18 protein-coding genes and 1 pseudogene are annotated in these 17,630 nt (G+C 60.7%); 9 read left to right on the top strand and 10 right to left on the bottom strand.

Annotated features, from left to right (window positions below; translation table 11 throughout):
- Positions 1–2: 2 nt before the first annotated feature.
- Both glyA and lipA read left to right on the top strand, forming a co-directional pair.
- Positions 3–1,256, top strand: coding sequence for a serine hydroxymethyltransferase (gene glyA / locus AB5975_26140; GenBank protein ID XDR19914.1), 1,254 nt, complete (start codon positions 3–5; stop codon positions 1,254–1,256).
- Between the two features lie 90 nt (positions 1,257–1,346).
- On the top strand, positions 1,347–2,264 hold the full coding sequence (lipA, locus tag AB5975_26135; protein ID XDR19913.1) for a lipoyl synthase: 918 nt from the start codon (positions 1,347–1,349) through the stop codon (positions 2,262–2,264).
- A gap of 45 nt (positions 2,265–2,309) precedes the next feature.
- Here lipA and AB5975_26130 read toward each other — a convergent pair whose 3' ends face one another.
- From AB5975_26130 to AB5975_26115, 4 genes are all read right to left on the bottom strand, one after another.
- Positions 2,310–3,239 (bottom strand): LysR family transcriptional regulator, encoded by a 930-nt coding sequence (locus tag AB5975_26130; protein XDR19912.1) that lies wholly within the window; start codon positions 3,237–3,239, stop codon positions 2,310–2,312.
- A 98-nt stretch (positions 3,240–3,337) separates the two neighbouring features.
- Entirely contained in the window at positions 3,338–3,847 is a 510-nt protein-coding gene (locus AB5975_26125) for a flavin reductase family protein (GenBank protein XDR19911.1), read from the bottom strand.
- Between the two features lie 25 nt (positions 3,848–3,872).
- Complete coding sequence (locus AB5975_26120) at positions 3,873–4,907, bottom strand: methionine synthase (GenBank protein ID XDR19910.1); 1,035 nt, start codon at positions 4,905–4,907, stop codon at positions 3,873–3,875.
- Between the two features lie 27 nt (positions 4,908–4,934).
- Entirely contained in the window at positions 4,935–5,918 is a 984-nt protein-coding gene (locus AB5975_26115; protein ID XDR19909.1) for a DUF1852 domain-containing protein, read from the bottom strand.
- 499 nt (positions 5,919–6,417) lie between these two features.
- Here AB5975_26115 and AB5975_26110 point away from each other — a divergent pair, with 499 nt between their 5' ends.
- The 3 genes from AB5975_26110 to AB5975_26100 all read left to right on the top strand — a co-directional run bounded on the left by AB5975_26110 (position 6,418) and on the right by AB5975_26100 (position 8,187).
- Positions 6,418–6,558 (top strand): hypothetical protein, encoded by a 141-nt coding sequence (locus tag AB5975_26110; protein ID XDR19908.1) that lies wholly within the window; start codon positions 6,418–6,420, stop codon positions 6,556–6,558.
- 103 nt (positions 6,559–6,661) lie between these two features.
- On the top strand, positions 6,662–7,162 hold the full coding sequence (locus tag AB5975_26105) for a peroxiredoxin (GenBank protein ID XDR19907.1): 501 nt from the start codon (positions 6,662–6,664) through the stop codon (positions 7,160–7,162).
- 86 nt (positions 7,163–7,248) lie between these two features.
- On the top strand, positions 7,249–8,187 hold the full coding sequence (locus AB5975_26100; protein XDR19906.1) for a LysR family transcriptional regulator: 939 nt from the start codon (positions 7,249–7,251) through the stop codon (positions 8,185–8,187).
- Here AB5975_26100 and AB5975_26095 read toward each other — a convergent pair.
- Complete coding sequence (locus AB5975_26095; GenBank protein XDR19905.1) at positions 8,164–9,294, bottom strand: porin; 1,131 nt, start codon at positions 9,292–9,294, stop codon at positions 8,164–8,166. The genes AB5975_26100 and AB5975_26095 overlap by 24 nt on opposite strands.
- A gap of 373 nt (positions 9,295–9,667) precedes the next feature.
- Here AB5975_26095 and AB5975_26090 point away from each other — a divergent pair, with 373 nt between their 5' ends.
- From AB5975_26090 to AB5975_26075, 4 genes are all read left to right on the top strand, one after another.
- Entirely contained in the window at positions 9,668–10,969 is a 1,302-nt protein-coding gene (locus tag AB5975_26090; protein XDR19904.1) for an MFS transporter, read from the top strand.
- A 1-nt stretch (position 10,970) separates the two neighbouring features.
- The gene (locus tag AB5975_26085; protein XDR19903.1) at positions 10,971–12,155 is read left to right on the top strand and encodes a M20 aminoacylase family protein; all 1,185 of its coding nucleotides are present in this window, start codon (positions 10,971–10,973) and stop codon (positions 12,153–12,155) included.
- A 194-nt stretch (positions 12,156–12,349) separates the two neighbouring features.
- Positions 12,350–12,607 (top strand): hypothetical protein, encoded by a 258-nt coding sequence (locus AB5975_26080; protein ID XDR19902.1) that lies wholly within the window; start codon positions 12,350–12,352, stop codon positions 12,605–12,607.
- 168 nt (positions 12,608–12,775) lie between these two features.
- A complete protein-coding gene (locus AB5975_26075) occupies positions 12,776–13,066 on the top strand; it encodes a hypothetical protein (GenBank protein ID XDR19901.1) in 291 nt (96 codons plus the stop codon).
- A gap of 54 nt (positions 13,067–13,120) precedes the next feature.
- Here AB5975_26075 and arsH read toward each other — a convergent pair whose 3' ends face one another.
- The 5 genes and pseudogenes from arsH to AB5975_26050 form a co-directional block, all read right to left on the bottom strand.
- The gene (gene arsH / locus AB5975_26070; GenBank protein ID XDR19900.1) at positions 13,121–13,822 is read right to left on the bottom strand and encodes an arsenical resistance protein ArsH; all 702 of its coding nucleotides are present in this window, start codon (positions 13,820–13,822) and stop codon (positions 13,121–13,123) included.
- Positions 13,823–13,835: 13 nt separating this feature from the next.
- The gene (locus tag AB5975_26065; GenBank protein XDR19899.1) at positions 13,836–14,306 is read right to left on the bottom strand and encodes an arsenate reductase ArsC; all 471 of its coding nucleotides are present in this window, start codon (positions 14,304–14,306) and stop codon (positions 13,836–13,838) included.
- A 28-nt stretch (positions 14,307–14,334) separates the two neighbouring features.
- Positions 14,335–15,618, bottom strand: a complete 1,284-nt coding sequence (locus AB5975_26060; GenBank protein XDR19898.1) for an arsenic transporter — start codon at positions 15,616–15,618, stop codon at positions 14,335–14,337.
- A gap of 21 nt (positions 15,619–15,639) precedes the next feature.
- Positions 15,640–15,986, bottom strand: a pseudogene (locus tag AB5975_26055) (metalloregulator ArsR/SmtB family transcription factor).
- A 120-nt stretch (positions 15,987–16,106) separates the two neighbouring features.
- A complete protein-coding gene (locus AB5975_26050) occupies positions 16,107–17,615 on the bottom strand; it encodes a TolC family protein (GenBank protein XDR19897.1) in 1,509 nt (502 codons plus the stop codon).
- Between the last annotated feature and the right edge of the window lie 15 nt (positions 17,616–17,630).

Raw genomic sequence — 17,630 nt, 5'->3', positions numbered from 1 at the left:
CCATGTTCCATAAAAGCCTGACCCTGTCTGACTTCGACCCTGCGCTGTCCGAGGCCATTCGCCGCGAAGTGCAACGCCAGGAAGACCACATCGAGCTGATCGCCTCGGAAAACTACACCAGCCCGCAGGTGATGCAGGCCCAAGGTACCGAACTGACCAACAAGTACGCCGAAGGCTACCCAGGCAAGCGCTATTACGGTGGCTGCGAGCATGTCGACGTGGTCGAGCAACTGGCCATCGAGCGTGCCAGGCAACTGTTCGGCGCGGGTTACGCCAACGTCCAGCCGCACTCAGGCTCGCAGGCCAACGCCGCGGTCTACCTGGCCTTGCTGCAGGCCGGGGATACCCTGCTGGGCATGAGCCTGGCGCACGGCGGCCACTTGACCCACGGCGCCAAGGTGTCGGCTTCGGGCAAGCTGTACAACGCTGTGCAATACGGCATCGATGCCAACGGCTTGATCGACTACGACGAGGTTGAGCGCCTGGCCGTCGAGCACCAGCCGAAGATGATCGTGGCAGGCTTCTCGGCCTATTCGAAAACCCTCGACTTCCCGCGTTTCCGGCAGATCGCCGACAAGGTCGGGGCCTACCTGTTCGTTGACATGGCCCACGTCGCCGGCTTGGTGGCGGCAGGCCTGTACCCCAATCCGCTGCCTTATGCCGATGTGGTCACCACCACCACCCACAAGACCCTGCGCGGGCCACGGGGTGGCTTGATTCTGGCCAAGGCGGACCCGGAGCTTGAGAAAAAGCTCAATTCGGCGGTGTTCCCAGGCGGGCAGGGTGGGCCGCTGATGCATGTGATCGCAGCCAAGGCGGTGTGCTTCAAGGAGGCCCTGGAACCTGGTTTCAAGGACTACCAGCGCCAGGTCGTCAACAACGCACAGGCCATGGCGCAAGTCTTCATGCAGCGGGGCTTCGACGTGGTTTCCGGGGGCACCGACAACCACCTGTTCCTGCTTAGCCTGATCCGCCAGGGCATCACCGGCAAGGACGCCGACGCCGCGCTGGGCCGGGCGCACATCACGGTGAACAAGAACGCCGTGCCTAATGACCCACAGTCGCCGTTCGTGACGTCGGGCCTGCGCATTGGCACCCCGGCGGTAACGACCCGTGGTTTCAAGGAAGCGGAATGCCGGGCCCTGGCGACCTGGATCTGCGACATCCTCGACCACCTTGGTGATGCCGATGTCGAGGCCCATGTGGCGGGGCAGGTGGGCGAACTGTGCAAGCTGTTCCCGGTTTATCCGGCCTGAGCCCAACACCTGAATCGCAGGCCAGGAGCCAGCCATGTCAACCGAACAACTGCAACACAGCCCACCGCGTCCCCAGCCGCTGCAGGCCGGGTGAAACTGCGCGGTGCCGAGAAGGTGGCGCGCATCCCGGTGAAAATCCTCCCCACCGAAGATGTACCCCGCAAACCCGACTGGATCCGCGTGGCGATTCCCACTACACCGGAGGTGGCGCGGGTCAAGGCCCTGCTGCGCAAGCACAAGTTGCACAGCGTGTGCGAGGAAGCCGCCTGCCCGAACCTGGGCGAGTGCTTTTCTGGCGGTACGGCGACGTTCATGATCATGGGCGACATCTGCACCCGGCGTTGTCCGTTCTGCGATGTCGGCCATGGTCGGCCCAAGCCGCTCGACGTCGACGAGCCGAAGAACCTGGCCATCGCCATTGCTGACCTGCGCTTGAAATACGTGGTCATCACCTCGGTAGACCGCGACGACCTGCGTGACGGTGGTGCCCAGCACTTTGTCGATTGCCTGCGCGAGATCCGCGCATTGTCGCCGGGCATCCAACTGGAAACCCTGGTGCCGGATTACCGTGGGCGCATGGACGTGGCGCTGGCGATCACCGAGCAGCAACCACCGGATGTGTTCAACCACAACCTCGAGACCGTGCCACGCTTGTACAAGGCGGCACGTCCGGGCTCGGACTTCGAGTGGTCGCTGGACCTGCTGGAGCGCTTCAAGCAACGTGTACCCACGGTGCCGACCAAGTCAGGGCTTATGCTTGGCCTGGGCGAAACCGATGCCGAGGTGCTCGAAGTGATGCAGCGCCTGCGCGAGCATCAGGTCGACATGTTGACCTTGGGGCAGTACCTGCAACCTTCGCGCAGTCATTTGCCGGTGCAGCGCTTCGTCCACCCGGACACGTTCGCCTGGTTTGCCGAGCAAGCGTTGGCGATGGGTTTCAGGAATGTAGCTTCCGGGCCATTGGTGCGCTCGTCCTACCATGCGGACCGACAGGCGCAGGCTGTGTAAGCGTGGGTTGGGCAGCGGGGGATGAAACGGCTGCCCAACTTTCTTTCAGAGGACCGGGCCTGAAGCCACGCTGACACCCGCCAGCGTGGTGAAGGAGATGTCCTTGGCCGTGAGCAGAAAATCACTCACGTAGGGTACTTCCAGCATGTCGCTGCGCAGCGCTGCGTAGAGGTTTGCCTGCAAGCCGTGTTCGCCGAGGCGCTTGGCGGTGACATAGCCGCGTGAGCTGTACTCATGCACTGCCCAGTTGGGCAGGCAGCAAACGCCGCGCCCGGAGGCCACCAGTTGCATCATCATCACGGTCAGTTCAGAGGTGCGCACCTGTGCGGGTTCGACGTCGGCGGGGTCGAGGAAGCGGGTGAAGATGTCCAGGCGGCTGCGTTCGATCGGGTAGGTGATCAGTGTCTGGCTGGCAATATCGGCGGGCCCAAGGTAAGGCTTGTGGCGCATGACGTGATGGTTGTCGATGGCCAGCAGCGCCTCGTAGCCGAACAACGGCACGTAGCTGATACCCGGCAGGGTCACCGGGTCGGAGGTCACCACCAGGTCCAGGTCCCCGCGCTCCAGGGCCGGCAGCGGCGCGAAGGAAAAACCGGAAGCGAGGTCCAGCTCTACCTCTGGCCAGGCGCCACGGAACTCATCCACCGAAGGCATCAGCCACTGGTAGCAGCTGTGGCATTCGATGGCGATGTGCAAGCGCCCGGCGGAGCCCCCGGCCAGTTTGCCCAGGTCCCGTTCGGTGCTGCGGATCTGCGGCAGTACCTGATCGGCCAACTGCAGCAGCTTCAGCCCGGCACTGGTGAAGCGCACCGGCCTGGATTTGCGCACGAACAACGGCATGCCGATGCGCTCCTCCATATCGCGGAACTGGTGCGACAGGGCTGATTGGGTCAGGTGCAGGCGCTCGGCGGCCTCGTGCAGGCTGTCGGTTTCACGCAGCGCGTGGAGGGTTCGCAGGTGGCGTAAATCGATCATGGGTAAATTACGGATCCACTCGCTAGAGGTGGGTTTTCCTCATTATCGAGTGGTCCTGACAATCCCTTTCAGTGGGTTTCCGTGAGTAGGGCTGAGGCTCAAGCCGCGTGGTGCGCGGCGAGGTTGCAATATTGCCCCTTGAAATACAGCAGCGGCTGCGCAGCAGCACCTGCCTGCAGGTTCAGCGCTTTCACTTCGCCAATCACGATCAGGTGATCCCCGGCGGTGTGCTCGGCGTGAATTTCGCAATCGAGCCAGTGCAGGCAGCCGGCAATGATCGGGTTACCCAGCGGCGACACCTGCCATTGGACGCCGTGCCACTTGTCGGCGCCTCGCTGTGCAAACCGGTTGGAAATGCCGGCCTGTTCACCCGACAGGATATTGACCATGAAGCGGCCAGCCTGGCGAATTCTTGGGTAGCTGGCCGAACTGGACATCACACTGAATGACACCAGCGGCGGGCTCATCGACACGCTGTAGAACGACTGGCAGGTGAAGCCGATCGGCTCACCGTCATGGTGCGATGAAATCACCGTGATACCAGATGCGTAGTGCCCGAGTGCCTGGCGAAAAGCCGATGGCTCGATAGCCTTACCGGTAAGCAACATAGTAGGTCCTGTGGCTGCGTTTGCTTCAGCGTGCGTTAGCGAGTTCCTGGCGGACGATGGCCGCGCCTGCACTCAACGCTTTGAGCTTGCCGCTGGCAACTTGGCGCGGTAGCGGCGCCATGCCGCAGTTGGTGCAAGGGTAGAGCTTGTCGGCGTCGACGAACTGCAGTGCCTTGCGCAAGGTGGCAGCGACCTGCTCGGGTGTTTCAATGGTAGGGGTGGCCACATCAATGGCACCGACCATGACTTTCTTCCCGCGAATCAGCTCGATCAGGTCCATCGGCACATGCGAGTTATGGCACTCCAGCGAAATGATATCGATGCTGGACTGTTGCAGCTTGGGGAAGGCTTGTTCATATTGCCGCCATTCGGCGCCCAAGGTCTTTTTCCAGTCGGTATTGGCTTTGATGCCATAGCCATAGCAGATATGAACGGCCGTTTCGCACTTCAGGCCTTCAATGGCCCTTTCCAATGCGGCCACGCCCCACTCATTCACGTCGTCAAAGAAAACATTGAAGGCGGGTTCGTCGAACTGGATGATGTCAACGCCCGCGGCCTCCAGTTCCCTGGCTTCCTGGTTGAGAATCTTGGCGAACTCCCAGGCCAGCTTCTCACGGCTTTTATAATGGCTGTCATACAGCGTATCGATCATGGTCATGGGGCCGGGCAGCGCCCACTTTATCGGCTGTGTGGTTTGCTGGCGCAAGAACTTGGCATCGTCGACAAAAACCGGTTTTTGCCGAGCGACTGCACCCACCACTGTAGGAACGCTCGCATCGTAGCGGTCACGGATTCTAACGGTTTCACGTTGCTCGAAATCAACACCACTGAGGTGCTCGATAAACGTGGTGACAAAGTGCTGACGGGTTTGCTCACCATCACTGACGATGTCGATACCGGCGTGTTGTTGTTCTTGCAACGCCAGGCGCAAGGCATCCTGCTTGCCTTCGCTCAGTTGTTCGTCTTGCAACTTCCAGGGTGACCAGAGGGTTTCGGGTTGGGCCAGCCAGGAGGGTTTAGGCAGGCTGCCGGCAGTGGAAGTGGGGAGCAATGTGTTCATGAACAGTGACCTTGTACTTTGAATTAATCAACGGGCGTATTGCGCGGACCATTGTTCCAGCGTGGCCTGGTAGGGTTTGACAAATTGCGCTTCGGCAAATTTGCCCTGCTCGATCGCCAGGCGACCGCGCTCTTCCCGGTCGTAGACAATGCGCGTGAGCGAGTAGTCCTGGTGCTTCAGGCTGGGCTGGTAGGCATGGCCCGCAGCGGAGTTGGCGTTGTAGATCTCGGGTCGGTAGATCTTCTGGAAGGTGTCCATGGTGCTGATGGTGCTGATCAACTCAAGGTTGGTGTAGTCAGCCAGCAAGTCACCGGCAAAATAGAACGCCAACGGCGCGACACTGTTCGGCGGCATGAAATAGCGCACCTTCAAGCCCATCTTGTTGAAGTACTCATCCGTCAGGGAGTATTCATCCTGCTGATACTCGATACCCAGCACGGGGTGCTGGTTTTCGGTCCGATGGTAGGTTTTGCTGCTCGAGACGCTCAGGCAGATAACCGGTGGTTTGTTGAAGTGCTCCTTGTAGGTTTGCGAGTTGACGAAGCACTTGAACAGGTTGCCATGCAGTTCGCCAAAGTTGTCAGGCGTGCTGAAGGCTGGCCGATGCTTGTTGTGTTCGAGCAGCAGCACGCTGAAGTCGTAGTCACGCACGTACGAGGAAAAGTTGTTACCTACCATGCCCGCCAGGCGGGTGTTGGTTTTGCGGTCGACAATATGGGTTTTCAATATTTCGATCAACGGCAGTGCATGGCCGTGCCGCTCGGCTTCAATGTTCAATTCGACCGATATGATTTCCAGTTCGACGTGATATCGATTACTTTCAGGGTTATCCCAATGCGCCAGTGCATTGAAACGGTTGTCAATCATGGCCAACGTGTTGCGCAGGTTTTCCTGGCGGTTCGCACCCCGCGCCAAATTGGCGAAGTTGGTCGTGATGCGGGTGTTTTCGGCAGGGTGATAATGTTCGTCGAAGGCGATGCGTTTGACGGTAAATTCAGGTTCAATATTCATCTTGGGCGCTGTCCTGTTGCCTGAGGTCGATCGACTCGGTCATTTCCCGGGGCCTTCACTCAGGCGTCTTAATGTTGTCCTTGATTAAGACGTATTTTAGGCAGCCCCCTTGCATGAAGGGTATTGAAGATATTTCACAGATTTTTTAGTGCTGTTCATGATGCGTTCTACGATTCGGCCTGTTGGGTGTCAGGGCTGAGGACCGAATTGTCCAGCAAGGGCACTGCTTGCAGGGTTGATGAGGCGGTTTTTGGGCCAGGCGGCTGTGCGTGATAGGGCCACAGAAGTTGTCACACACATTGGAGGGATTTACAGTTGGCATGAATATCTCATGCCAATCGCAAGCCATACGATTATCCAGGCTTATCAACCACCCTCCATGGATGAAGAACAAAAGGGGGCTTACATGAGTTGTCTGATCTGCGCAGGGCAGGCGGAATCCGTCGAGTGTGCCCACGGGTGGGAAGAGCGGTGTTGTTCCCGATGCGGATGTTACCGAATGTCCCAGGCGCTCATTCTGGTCATGATGGAAGAGGGGCAGATCTTCGATACCGAGCGCATGCGCGAATGGCTGGTCGCGCAGCGCGGTCAGGTGTCGGTTCCTGCCATCGATCATGCTCAGGCGATACTGTTCCCCTGAGCAGCGGGTTAACTGGCGGGCGTTGGCGCAAGCACTGTGTACCTGGCGTGGCGCACTGCGGCATCATATCCCGCTCGGCCATCACCCTAATCAGGAAACAGCGATGATCAAAATTGGCGATCAACTGCCCGACGTTACCCTTTACCAATACAACACTGACGCAGGCGCCTGCGCGATCGGCCCGAATGCCTTTTCCATTCGCGAGCGTTGCAAGCAGAAAAAAGTACTGATCTTCGCATTGCCGGGCGCGTTCACACCGACCTGTTCTGAACGTCATGTTCCCGGTTATGTCGCTGAAGCACCTGCGCTGTTCGCGGCTGGCATCGACGAAATTCTCTGTGTCTCGGTGAACGATGCCTTTGTCATGAATGCCTGGGGCAATAGCCTGCAGGTGGGTGACGCGGTCAAGATGATCGGCGATGGCAATGGCGAATTCAGCGAGGCGCTGGGCCTGATCCAGGACCTTTCGGCGCGCGGTATGGGGCGTCGTTCACAGCGCTATGCCATGTTGGTCGACGACCTGGTGGTCAAGCACATCGCGGTGGAAGCCCCCGGCAAGTTCGAAGTCAGTGATGCCGCCAGCATGCTGGCTGCGCTGCGCTAGTTTCACGCTTCAGGCCTTGCCGGCATAGGCTGTCGGGGCCGCCAAGGAACATTTCAAACCGCCCGCTAACAACAAGGTAAAGACGGTTGAAACTTCACCAACTCAGGGCGCTGGTCGCCATCCATAACGCAGGCAGCATCCTTGAAGCTTCCAAGCTGATGCACATTACTCAGCCTGCGCTGAGCCGTTCGATCAAGGAACTGGAGCGGGAGGTGGGCTTCATCCTGTTGCAGCGTTCTCACAAAGGCATGGCGCTTACCGAAGAAGGCAAGCGTGTCATCCGCCATGCCAACCTCGTGGTGGAAAGCATCCGCCGCCTGCAGATCGAAGCGGCGAGCATTCAGGATGCGGCGCTGGGGGCGGTGTCGATCGGGGTGACATCGCTGACGGCAATGCTGGATGGGGTCGACGAAAGTATCCTGGCGTTCAGGCGCAAGTACCCTCGGGTAAAGATCACCATCACCGACTTGCGCCCCAGCCAGATCCTGCAGCGTTTGCGCGACGGTAGCCTGGACTTTGCCATTACCTCGCAGCAACCCCTGAGCCGGCTTAGCCTGGATTGGGAGGCACTGGGCAGTATCAAGGGCAGGGTGATCTGCCATGCCTCTAACCAGCAAAAGTTCACCCAGTCACTGCGCACCTTGCAGTATGCCCACTGGATCAGCCTGGACGAGCTGTCCGACCAGGCTTCCCAGTTCCATCAGCTGTTCGAAGCCAACGGCCTGCGGGTACCGCAGAACACCGTCGAATGCACCTCGGTGATGATGGCGCTCAAGCTGCTGAAGAACACCGAATCGTTGATGACCATCAGCCAGCTGGCGGTGGACCAGGGGTTCACCTTCGGCGTCGATTGCGAGTACGTGGCAATGCCGGTGCAAGAGCTGATTCCCGATTACCCCATCAACCTGGTCTGCATTGACCGCCACAGCCTCACGGCGCCTGCCCAGGAGCTGTTCCATAGCTTGCGCGGGCAGGTGCTCAGGCAAACCCGTCCAGTGGCGTCAGAAGTGGTAGTACATGCCTAGCGACACGTTGCTTGGGTTGTCACCCACCTGATCCACCGGGGTGCCTGCGTAGGTGACCGATGACGCGCGCTGGTTGCCGATCATGCCGAGCCGCCCGTACACGGCCCAGCGCGGGGTGATGAAGTGGTCATAGCCGACCATCGCCCCCCATGCGTCCTTGTCATGGGCGGTGACCTGGCGCTGCATCACCGCCAGGCGCAGCACATCCCGCTCGCCGACTGGCGCCATCACGCCGAAAGTGTACAGCGTGGTGCTGGGCGTGCCGGCCTGGTCCACGTCCTGGCGCTGCCAGGTCAAGCTGGTGGCCAGCGGACCGAAATCGTAGAACGCTGACAGGCTTTTGTAATAGTTGGCGGTCTGGCGAGAAACGCCACCGTCATCCCAGGGGTCGCTGTAGTACAGGTTGTACGAGGCCAGCAGCATCACCCGGCTGTTGCGGTATTGCAACCTGGCACCGCCGCCGCGCACGGTGCGCCCTTGGCTGGCGGCATCGTCGAAGCCGAAACTCAGTGCGGTACCGAGGCTGAAGCCGCTGAGGGTAGGGCTCGTGTAGGCCAGGGTGTGCTTGGGGCGCAGGTCCAGGTAGAAGGCGCCCTTGCCGGCGGCGGGCAACGCCAGATAGGTGTAGGGCGAGCCATAGGTGGCCAGGAACGGGTCGGCGTAGGTGGGGGTGCCCATGCTGTAGGTCTTGCCGAATTCGAGTTTGCCCAAGGTGCGCGAGCGCAGGGCAACGGTCGCCAGGCGCAGGGTACCGAGGGTGTCCCAGGTGCCCTCCAGGGCCTTGCCATTGACGTTGAAGCCTTCCTCGACGTCAAGTTCCACGACGGTATCGGGGGTCAGCCCCTTGCGTGCATACAGCCCGAGCTTGTTGGTCCAGGCACCGCCACCGGCCAGCTTGAAGCCCGAGTGGTGCTGTGAATCGTGATAGCTGGCGAACGCATCCACGGTGCCGTAGACCTTGAGTTTGTCATCGAAACCTTGATCCACCCCGTAATACCCAAAACCCGGCGCAATCCGAGCGAGCGTCGGAAAGCCCTCTGCCTGTGCCTGCGCGGCCAGGCAGGCCCCTTGGATCATCAACAGCAACGACGTAGTGCGAGTGTTCATTCACGACTCCAGGCCAGCACGGTGATGTGGTGGCTGTAGCCTCGGTGAACAACAGGTTGCAGCGTGATTGCTTATTCAGCCAGGTCATGCCGTTTGGTTAATCAAAGGCCGGCGCAGCGCGAGGATTGGCGCTAGCACGCGCATTAGACAGGCGTGGAACAGGCTGCAAGGCCGCCCCAAGGTCGCTGCTCGGTGAGCCTTGTTGGGGCAGCGCGCGGAGTGAGGGCGAACTGTGCGCCAGCTCAGGGCAATTTAGCCAACGGCCGCGCCAGGCAATTAACCATTGGTTAGCCACATGCCGAAACTGCAAGTGTGTTGAGTGCCCGATTGGCTGATATTCGCTGCACGCCGCGATTTGCCAACGGAGATAACAATGACCAGACCGCTACCCGCATCGCCAAGCTTGCACAAGGGCGCGCATTCTGCCGCGCAGGCATCGTCTTCACGCAAAACCTTGATCGCCTGCTCGTTGGGCAATGCGCTGGAAATGTACGACTTCACGATCTACAGCTTCTTTGCTGTATTGATCGGCAAGCATTTCTTCCCCTCCGACTCGGCGATGGCTTCGTTGTTGATGTCGCTGGCCACGTTTGGCGTCGGTTTCCTGATGCGCCCGGTCGGGGCGATGATCATCGGTCGCTATGCCGACCGGCATGGGCGCAAAGCGGCATTGAGCCTGACCATCGGGCTGATGACCCTGGGCACCGCATTGATTGCCTTTGCCCCCACGTATTCGCAGATCGGTATTTTCGCCACGCTGCTGCTGGTAACCGGCCGGCTCATCCAGGGGATGTCGGCGGGTGGGGAGATCGGTACCGCGTCGGTGTTCCTGATGGAGTCCAGTGCGGTTGGCAACCGCTGCCAGAGCGTGAGCTGGCAGGCCGCCAGCCAAGGCTATGCCGCGTTGGTCGGGGCCGGCTTTGGCCTGGCCCTCAGCCAATTGCTCGACCCCGCTGCGCTCGAAAGCTGGGGGTGGCGGATACCGTTCATTTTCGGCCTGCTGATCGGGCCGGTCGGTTGGTACATTCGCACGCGTTTGCCGGAAACCCACGAGGCCGCGCCGGCGCGCGAAGGGGAGAAGAGGCTGGACGGCGACCTGCTCAAGCGCATCGCGCTGGGCATCGGCCTGATGGCCAGTTCGACCATTGGCATGTACCTGTTCGTGTTCTACATGCCCACCTACTTGACCACGGCCTTGCATTATCCGGCGGGCAGCGCGATGGCGATTGCCTGTATCAGTAGCGGTTGCATGGCGGTCATCTGCCCGTTGGCGGGCAAGTTCGCCGATAAGTACCAGCTCAGAAAGCGCCTGCTGGTGTGGACGGTTGCCGCGCCAGTGGTGTTGACCTTGCCGGTGTTCTCCCTCTTGGGGCATGTGCAGCACATGGGCCTGGCCATGATGTGTGTGGCAATTCTGATCCTGCCGACCTGTATCGGTGCCGGTGCGTTCTTTGCGCTGATCATGGAGGGCTTCCCGAAGGCCAGTCGCTCCTTCGGTACTTCGGTCAGCTACAGCCTGGGGGTGACGTTGTTCGGCGGCTTTTCTCCGTTGGTGGCCACCTGGCTGATTGCCGCGCTGGGCACGCCGTTGGCACCTGCCTATTTCCTGCTGGCCGGCGGTGTCGTCAGCCTGGCCTGCCTCAAAAACTTCCCCGAAAACAAAGGATGCGCGTGATATGGGTATTTTGCACAGCAATCAACCCCGGCACTCGGCAGCAGCGCTGGACGAGTTCGTCATGCTTCGCCGGCAGATCCACGCCGCGCCGGAGCTTGGTGGCGACACCCCCGATACGGCGGCACTGGTGGCCGACAAGCTGCAGGCCTTGGGCTATGTGGTGCATCGCAATGTGGGCGGGCATGGTGTGGTCGGGGTGCTCAAGGTTGGCGACAGCCCGCGCAGTGTGGGCCTGCGGGCAGACATGGACGCATTGCCCATGAGCGAAAAGAATCCCTTTGCGCATGCCAGCAAAACCCCTGGGCGTATGCATGCCTGCGGCCATGATGGGCATACCGCGATCCTGCTGGCAGCCGCTGCCCAGCTGGCGGCAACGCGCAACTTCAACGGCACGCTAAACGTGATCTTCCAGCCGGATGAAGAAGGGCTGGCCGGCGCCAAGGCGATGATCGACGACGGCCTGTTCGAGCGCTTCCCGTGTGACTCGGTATATGCGCTGCACAACATGCCCGGCATGCCGGTGGGTACTTGCGTGGTGCAGGCGGGGCCAACCATGGCGTCGTCCGAGCGTGTCAGCATTCGAATCACCGGCAAAGGCGGGCATGGTGCGATGCCGGAGCTGTCGGTAGACCCGGTGATGGCGTTGAACAGCCTGATCAGTGGCATCCAGACCATCAAGTCGCGCAACCTGAGCGTGGAAGAGTATGCGGTCATCAGCATCGGCATGATCCAGGCTGGCACCGTTTACAACATCATCCCCGATGAGGCCTGCATGCTGCTGAGTGTGCGCACCGACACGGCCGAGACGCAGCAGAAGATCAACAGCCGCATTGACGCCCTGGCCAAGGGGCACGCCGCAAGCTTTGGCGTGGAGATCGAGGTGCAATTCACCCAACTGGCGCCGGCATTGTGCAACAGCGATCACGAAAGCGCGTTGTTGCGTGAAAGCCTGCGGCCGTTGTTCGTTGAAGGCGCGTTGCTGGACAAAATGCCGAAGAAGGTCATGGGCACCGAAGACTTCGCCTACATGCTGCAGGCACGGCCTGGCTGCTACTTCATGCTGGGTAATGGCACCGGCGAGTTTCATGGTTGCTCGGTGCACAACCCTCATTATGATTTCAACGATGCGTTGGTGAAGGTGGGCGCCGATTGTTGGGTGAAGTGGGTCCAGGACTATTTGCGCTGACACCTTTGCCGGGGCCGCAAAGCGGCCCCGATGGCTTGTCTGGCTTGCGCTCGTTCAAGCCAGGACATCCACGCGGCTACGCCGAAATAGACTACCCTTTCAGCCGAAGCCCGCCGTAATGGGCTTTCATCCTGCTATCGTCGCTCTGGCGATTCACACCGGCGGACCAGATTCGGTCCCAAGAGGGTGCACCGATGGCGACCATCGAAACTCAGGCCCTTGAAAAAGGCCTGCAGCAGGTTGAAGCCTGCTGGCAAAAGTATACCTCGTCACAGCGACTTGTCGAAGGCCTGAAGGGGAGTGACCTGAGCGCAGCCGTTGACACGGCCAAGCGAGATTTCACAAGGTTTCAGAACCAATGCCAACTTTTCTACGCCGAGGTGCGCAAGCGGGCAGCGGACGCGGACAAGCTGGAAAGCGACATGGCACGGTATCCCCATCACTACCCGTAGACGCCGGATTCGATCCAGCGGCGCATCGGTATTTAGCGTGGCTCAGTATCAAGTCACTGCATTTGGTATCGCTCATCGGAAACGTCGGGAATAGATGCACCCACGCCAGCAAACCCACAGTCGTACAAACACACAGGCCTTTCTGTGTGTGACTTGAGGTAAGCGATCATGGCTAACAATCAAGACAAGGGCGGCAATCAGGGCAATACCAACACCGGTGCGGGCAACAACACCGCGGGTGCTGGCCAACAAGCTGGTCAAGGCTCGGGTGGCGGTAGCCAAACCGGACAAAAACCTGACGACAAGATGAACAGGGAAGGAGACCGCGCTAGTGATACTGGCAGCAAGGGAGGCAGCCCTGAACACCGCGGGACCGACAAGCAGAATGTGACGGATAAAGACCGCATGGGCGGCCAGCAATCGCAAACCGATAAACCGCAGTGGGACAAAGACCGCTAATCGGTGCTCATGCGCACCGGGGTGGGATAACCACTCCGGTGCGAACGGAACGCGTCAGATTGAGCGCTGATTGACGCGGGCAGATAGCTGCTCGGCGCTTTCCTTGCGCTCCGAATAACGATCCACCAGATACGCCTGGCGGTCGCGCAGCAGTAGGGTGAACTTCACCAGTTCTTCCATCACATCAACCACGCGATCGTAATACGGCGAAGGTTTCATGCGCCCGGCCTCATCGAATTCCAGATAGGCCTTGGGTACCGACGACTGGTTGGGGATGGCGAACATGCGCATCCAACGGCCCAGGACGCGTAGCTGGTTGACTACGTTGAACGACTGCGAACCGCCACACACCTGCATCACGGCCAGGGTCTTGCCTTGGGTTGGGCGCACCGCACCCAGCGCCAGGGGGATCCAGTCGATTTGCGCCTTGAACACGGCGGACATCGCCCCATGACGCTCCGGCGAGCACCACACCTGGCCTTCCGACCACAGCACCAGTTCCCGCAGTGCCTGCACCTTGGGGTGCTCCACGGGCGCATCATCAGGCAACGGCAGGCCTGATGGGTCGAACGTGCGGGTTTCGGCACCGAAGTGCTCCAGCAGGCGCGCGGCTTCTTCCACCAGCAAGCGACTGAAAGAGCGCTCGCGGGTCGAGCCGTACAGCAGCAGGATGCGTGGTTTGTGTTCGCAGGTTCCGGCTGCCGCTGGCGGCAGGTCGAACAGCGTGAGGTCGAGGTTAGGCAGTTGCTCGGACATGTATTCCTCCTGCTCAGAGCGTGCCGATGCGGTCCAGCTCATGCTTGAGCTGCTCGCGGTCGAGGGTGCCGAAAGGCAGAGCGAAGAAGGCCTGGCAACGGTACTCGATGCGGGCCAGAGTGGCGCGGAAAGCCGCGTCGACCGACGCCTCGTCCCCCTTCACATCGGAGGGGTCTTCCAACCCCCAGTGTGCCTTCAGTGCAGGGCCGAAATACACCGGGCAGGCTTCGCCGGCAGCCTTGTCGCACACGGTGATGACGATGTCCGGCGGATTATCTTCGAAAGCATCGTTGCCTTTGCTGGTCAGGCCTTTGGTCGAGATGTTGGCGTGCTGAAGTGTGGTCAGGCTGCGGGGTAAAACCTGCCCCTTGGGAAAGCTGCCGGAGCTGACTGCCTCGAAACCGGGCGGCGCCAGGTGGTTGAACAGCGCTTCGCAAAGGATGCTGCGGCAGCTGTTGGCCGTGCACATGAACAGGACTCGCATGGAGGGTTCCTCGGTTTGATGGCGGACGTCAGAGGCTCAGGCGCAGTGCCAGGGCCGAGAGGGTGATCAGCAAAACCGGCAGGGTCAGCAGGAGGCCGACAGCAAAGTAGTAACCCCAGGTGATGCGCATGCCTTTGCGCTCCAGCACATGCAGCCAAAGCAGCGTGGCGAGGCTGCCTATCGGGGTGATTTTTGGACCGAGGTTGCAGCCGATGACGTTGGCGTAGATCATCGCCTCACGTATCAGGCCCTCTGCGCCGCTGGCCTGGATCGACAAGGCGCCGACCAGAACGCTGGGCATGTTGTTCATCACCGAGGACAGCAGCGCCGAAACAAGGCCGGTGCCGATGGCAGCACTCCATAGGCCTTGTTGCGCAAGCCGGTCGAGCAGGTGAGTGAGCATGTCGGTGAGACCGGCGTTTTTCAGGCCATACACCACCAGATACATCCCGAGCGAGAAGATCACCACCTGCCACGGGGCCTCTCGCAGCACGCGACGCGTTGAAATACGGTGACCGTAAGCAGCGACGGCGAACAGAGCGGCGGCACAGGCTGCGGCCACCGCACTGATCGGGATACCCAGCGGCTCCAAGGCGAACAGGCCTGTAAGCAGTGCCACCAGTACCCACATTCCGACTTTGAAGGTGGCGCGGTCGACAATCGCCTCGCTCGGTTTCTTCAGCGCATCGAGTGCATACCGCCTTGGGATGTCACGGCGGAAAAACAGATAAAGCACCACCAGGGTGGCTGCCACGCTGGCGATATTCACCGGCACCATTACCGAGGCATATTCGGTGAAACCCAGGCCGAAGTAATCGGCCGAGACGATGTTGACCAGGTTGGAGACCACCAGCGGCAGGCTCGCCGTGTCGGCAATAAAGCCCGCAGCCATGACAAAGGCCAGTGTCGCAGCAGGCGAGAAGCGCAATGCGAGCAGCATCGACATGACGATTGGTGTAAGAATCAGCGCCGCGCCATCGTTGGCAAACAGCGCCGACACGGCGGCGCCGAGCAACACGCTGAAGGCGAACAGGCGATAGCCGCTGCCGTTTGCCCAGCGCGCAACGTGCAGCGCGGCCCATTCGAAGAAGCCGGCTTCATCGAGCAGCAGGCTGATGATGATGACGGCGATGAAGGTGGCGGTAGCGTTCCAGACAATGGCCCACACGGTGGGGATATCGTGCAGGGAAACCGCGCCAGCCAGCAAGGCAATGACGGCACCCAGCGCGGCACTCCAGCCGACGCCAAGCCCCTTTGGCTGCCAGATGACGAGGGTGAGGGTGAGGACGAAGACAGCAATAGCGACCAGCATGAACATTTCGCTTGGTGAGGATCAGCAGCAGGCGGAATCACGAACGGGGCGCCCGTCCATGTTCTTCAGGCGAAGGGAATTGTCTGCCAGCCACTGCGAATTGGCCTGCAGGGTGACCTGCAACATTTCAAGTACCCAGGCGGGCAACTGTGGATTCAGGCGGTAATACACCACTGGCCCTGGCGGCGATCCAGCAACATGCCGTTGCTGCGCAGTTGCGCCAGGTGGCGACTGATCTTGGGTTGGCTGTCGTCCAGCGCGCACATCAGTTCGCAGACGCACAACTCCCCCAGACTGGCGATCAGCAGGGTGGCACGAGCGCGAGTCTCGTCTGACAGGCTTTTGAAAACTTCAGGTGGAGTGATCATGGCAGCACCAGACATATGGAAAAGCGAATATACGTTTATCCATATGTTTGGTGCAAGCGCAGCTTGGCTGAAGCTCAGGCGAGGGTCACCCACTGGCGCAGGGTAACCTGCGCCGGTCGGTCACTTTGCAGCGGATATCAGGTTTTCCTGGCTCTGCTGCTCGACCGTTCGCTGGATCTCCCGCGCCAAGGTCTTCACATCATGCTGCTCGATTTCCTTGGGCATCACTTCAAAGCCAACCGAGTTGTACAACCGCCCCCAGGCGGCCTGTGCATCGGAGTAGGCCGCCTCGCGCTGGTAGCGTGACAGCAGCAGGCGGCCTTCGGCGCGGATCAGTTCCAGCTCGCTACCCAATGCGGCGCTGCGCGAGGAACGGGCGTAGTCCAGCAGGCTTTGATCGACGCGCAGGCTTTCGTCGGCGAAGTCCACTTCCTGGCGGGCCAGCTGGTAGCGCAGCAGGCCCACGCGGACCTGGGTGAGGATGGCCATGGACAACGCCGTGCGGCGCATGTCGTCGGTCTTTTCCTGGCTTTTTTCCGCAGCGGTGATGTCGGGGTATTGCAGCAGGCGCAGCAGGTTCAGCGAGACATTGATGCCGGTCTGGTTCCAGTCGCTGTTGTACAGGTACTTGTTGGAGTCGTACTCGTAGCCGTAGTTGAAGCTCACGTTGGGCCACAACTGGGCCTTGGCGATCTTCAGGTCGTTCATGCTCACGCGCTTGCGGTACCACTCTTCCATGATTTCCGGGCGGCGCTCCAACGACAGGCGTTCGAGTTTTTCCATGTTGCCGTTGAGCAGTGGCAGCGGCTGCTCGTTGGTGTCGGCCAGCACCATGCGGGTGTTCGGCGGCAGCGACATCAGCGCGGCCAGTTCGGCGCGGGCGAACTCCAGGTCCTGGCGGCGCACGGTGAGCATGTACACCGAGTCGAGCAGGGCGCGTTGGTAGGCGAGGATGTCCTGGCGCGGCAGCAGGCCACGGCCCTCGGCTTCACGGGCAGAGGTCAGGGCACGGTGGGTACGCATCAGCAGGCCGTCCACTTCCGGCAGCAGGCGTTGCGCACCGAGGGCACGCCAATAGGCGTTGCGCACGTCCTGCAGGACGTTTTGCGCCACCTTTTCCCGGCGTTCCTCGGCCATCAGCATCTGGTCGTTCTTTTGCTGGGTGCGGAAGTAGGCAACACCGAAGTCCAGCAGGCTCCATGACAGGCCGAGGCTGTAAAGCGTGCGGTAGCGCTCCTCGGAGGTGGACGGGCGCAAGCTGACCTGGCGGTCTTCGATGCCGATCGAGGTGCCGCCGGAATCGTTGTCGCGCCCGGCGTAGCCGGCGGAGGCCACCAGGCGCGGCAGCATCTCGTGGCTGGAAACATCGCGCAGGTCCGAGGCCAGGGCGCTCTCCAGCAGTTTCAGGCGATAGTCGAGGTTGTATTTCAGGGCCCGCGCCGACGCTTCGTAGAAGGTAATCGGCCCGTTGACCGGTTCCTGTTCCTTGTACATGCGCGCCTGGTCCTCGATGACCCGCTGACGCATTTCGTCTTCACTGTAGGGCTTGGGCTCGAAGGCCGAGCAGGCGCCGAGCAGCAGGCCGAGGGCTGTGACGGTGCTCAGGCTTTTCAATGTCGATACGGGCATAGGCTGTCCTTGTTC

This window comes from Pseudomonas putida, from assembly GCA_041071465.1.
In the GTDB taxonomy this organism is placed as follows: Bacteria; Pseudomonadota; Gammaproteobacteria; order Pseudomonadales; family Pseudomonadaceae; genus Aquipseudomonas; species Aquipseudomonas putida_P.
This window is presented reverse-complemented; position numbering and strand designations above follow the sequence as displayed.

Excerpts from the sequence above, each read along its gene's own strand:
- arsH (XDR19900.1), bottom strand. The coding sequence starts at position 13,822 with ATGTCCGAGCAACTGCCTAACCTCGACCTCACGCTGTTCGACCTGCCG.
- AB5975_26065 (XDR19899.1), bottom strand. The coding sequence starts at position 14,306 with ATGCGAGTCCTGTTCATGTGCACGGCCAACAGCTGCCGCAGCATCCTT.
- AB5975_26130 (XDR19912.1), bottom strand. The coding sequence starts at position 3,239 with ATGATCGATTTACGCCACCTGCGAACCCTCCACGCGCTGCGTGAAACC.
- AB5975_26125 (XDR19911.1), bottom strand. The coding sequence starts at position 3,847 with ATGTTGCTTACCGGTAAGGCTATCGAGCCATCGGCTTTTCGCCAGGCA.
- AB5975_26105 (XDR19907.1), top strand. The coding sequence starts at position 6,662 with ATGATCAAAATTGGCGATCAACTGCCCGACGTTACCCTTTACCAATAC.
- glyA (XDR19914.1), top strand. The coding sequence starts at position 3 with ATGTTCCATAAAAGCCTGACCCTGTCTGACTTCGACCCTGCGCTGTCC.
- AB5975_26115 (XDR19909.1), bottom strand. The coding sequence starts at position 5,918 with ATGAATATTGAACCTGAATTTACCGTCAAACGCATCGCCTTCGACGAA.
- AB5975_26060 (XDR19898.1), bottom strand. The coding sequence starts at position 15,618 with ATGCTGGTCGCTATTGCTGTCTTCGTCCTCACCCTCACCCTCGTCATC.
- AB5975_26090 (XDR19904.1), top strand. The coding sequence starts at position 9,668 with ATGACCAGACCGCTACCCGCATCGCCAAGCTTGCACAAGGGCGCGCAT.
- AB5975_26110 (XDR19908.1), top strand. The coding sequence starts at position 6,418 with ATGTCCCAGGCGCTCATTCTGGTCATGATGGAAGAGGGGCAGATCTTC.
- AB5975_26085 (XDR19903.1), top strand. The coding sequence starts at position 10,971 with ATGGGTATTTTGCACAGCAATCAACCCCGGCACTCGGCAGCAGCGCTG.
- AB5975_26075 (XDR19901.1), top strand. The coding sequence starts at position 12,776 with ATGGCTAACAATCAAGACAAGGGCGGCAATCAGGGCAATACCAACACC.
- AB5975_26120 (XDR19910.1), bottom strand. The coding sequence starts at position 4,907 with ATGAACACATTGCTCCCCACTTCCACTGCCGGCAGCCTGCCTAAACCC.
- AB5975_26050 (XDR19897.1), bottom strand. The coding sequence starts at position 17,615 with ATGCCCGTATCGACATTGAAAAGCCTGAGCACCGTCACAGCCCTCGGC.
- AB5975_26080 (XDR19902.1), top strand. The coding sequence starts at position 12,350 with ATGGCGACCATCGAAACTCAGGCCCTTGAAAAAGGCCTGCAGCAGGTT.
- AB5975_26095 (XDR19905.1), bottom strand. The coding sequence starts at position 9,294 with ATGAACACTCGCACTACGTCGTTGCTGTTGATGATCCAAGGGGCCTGC.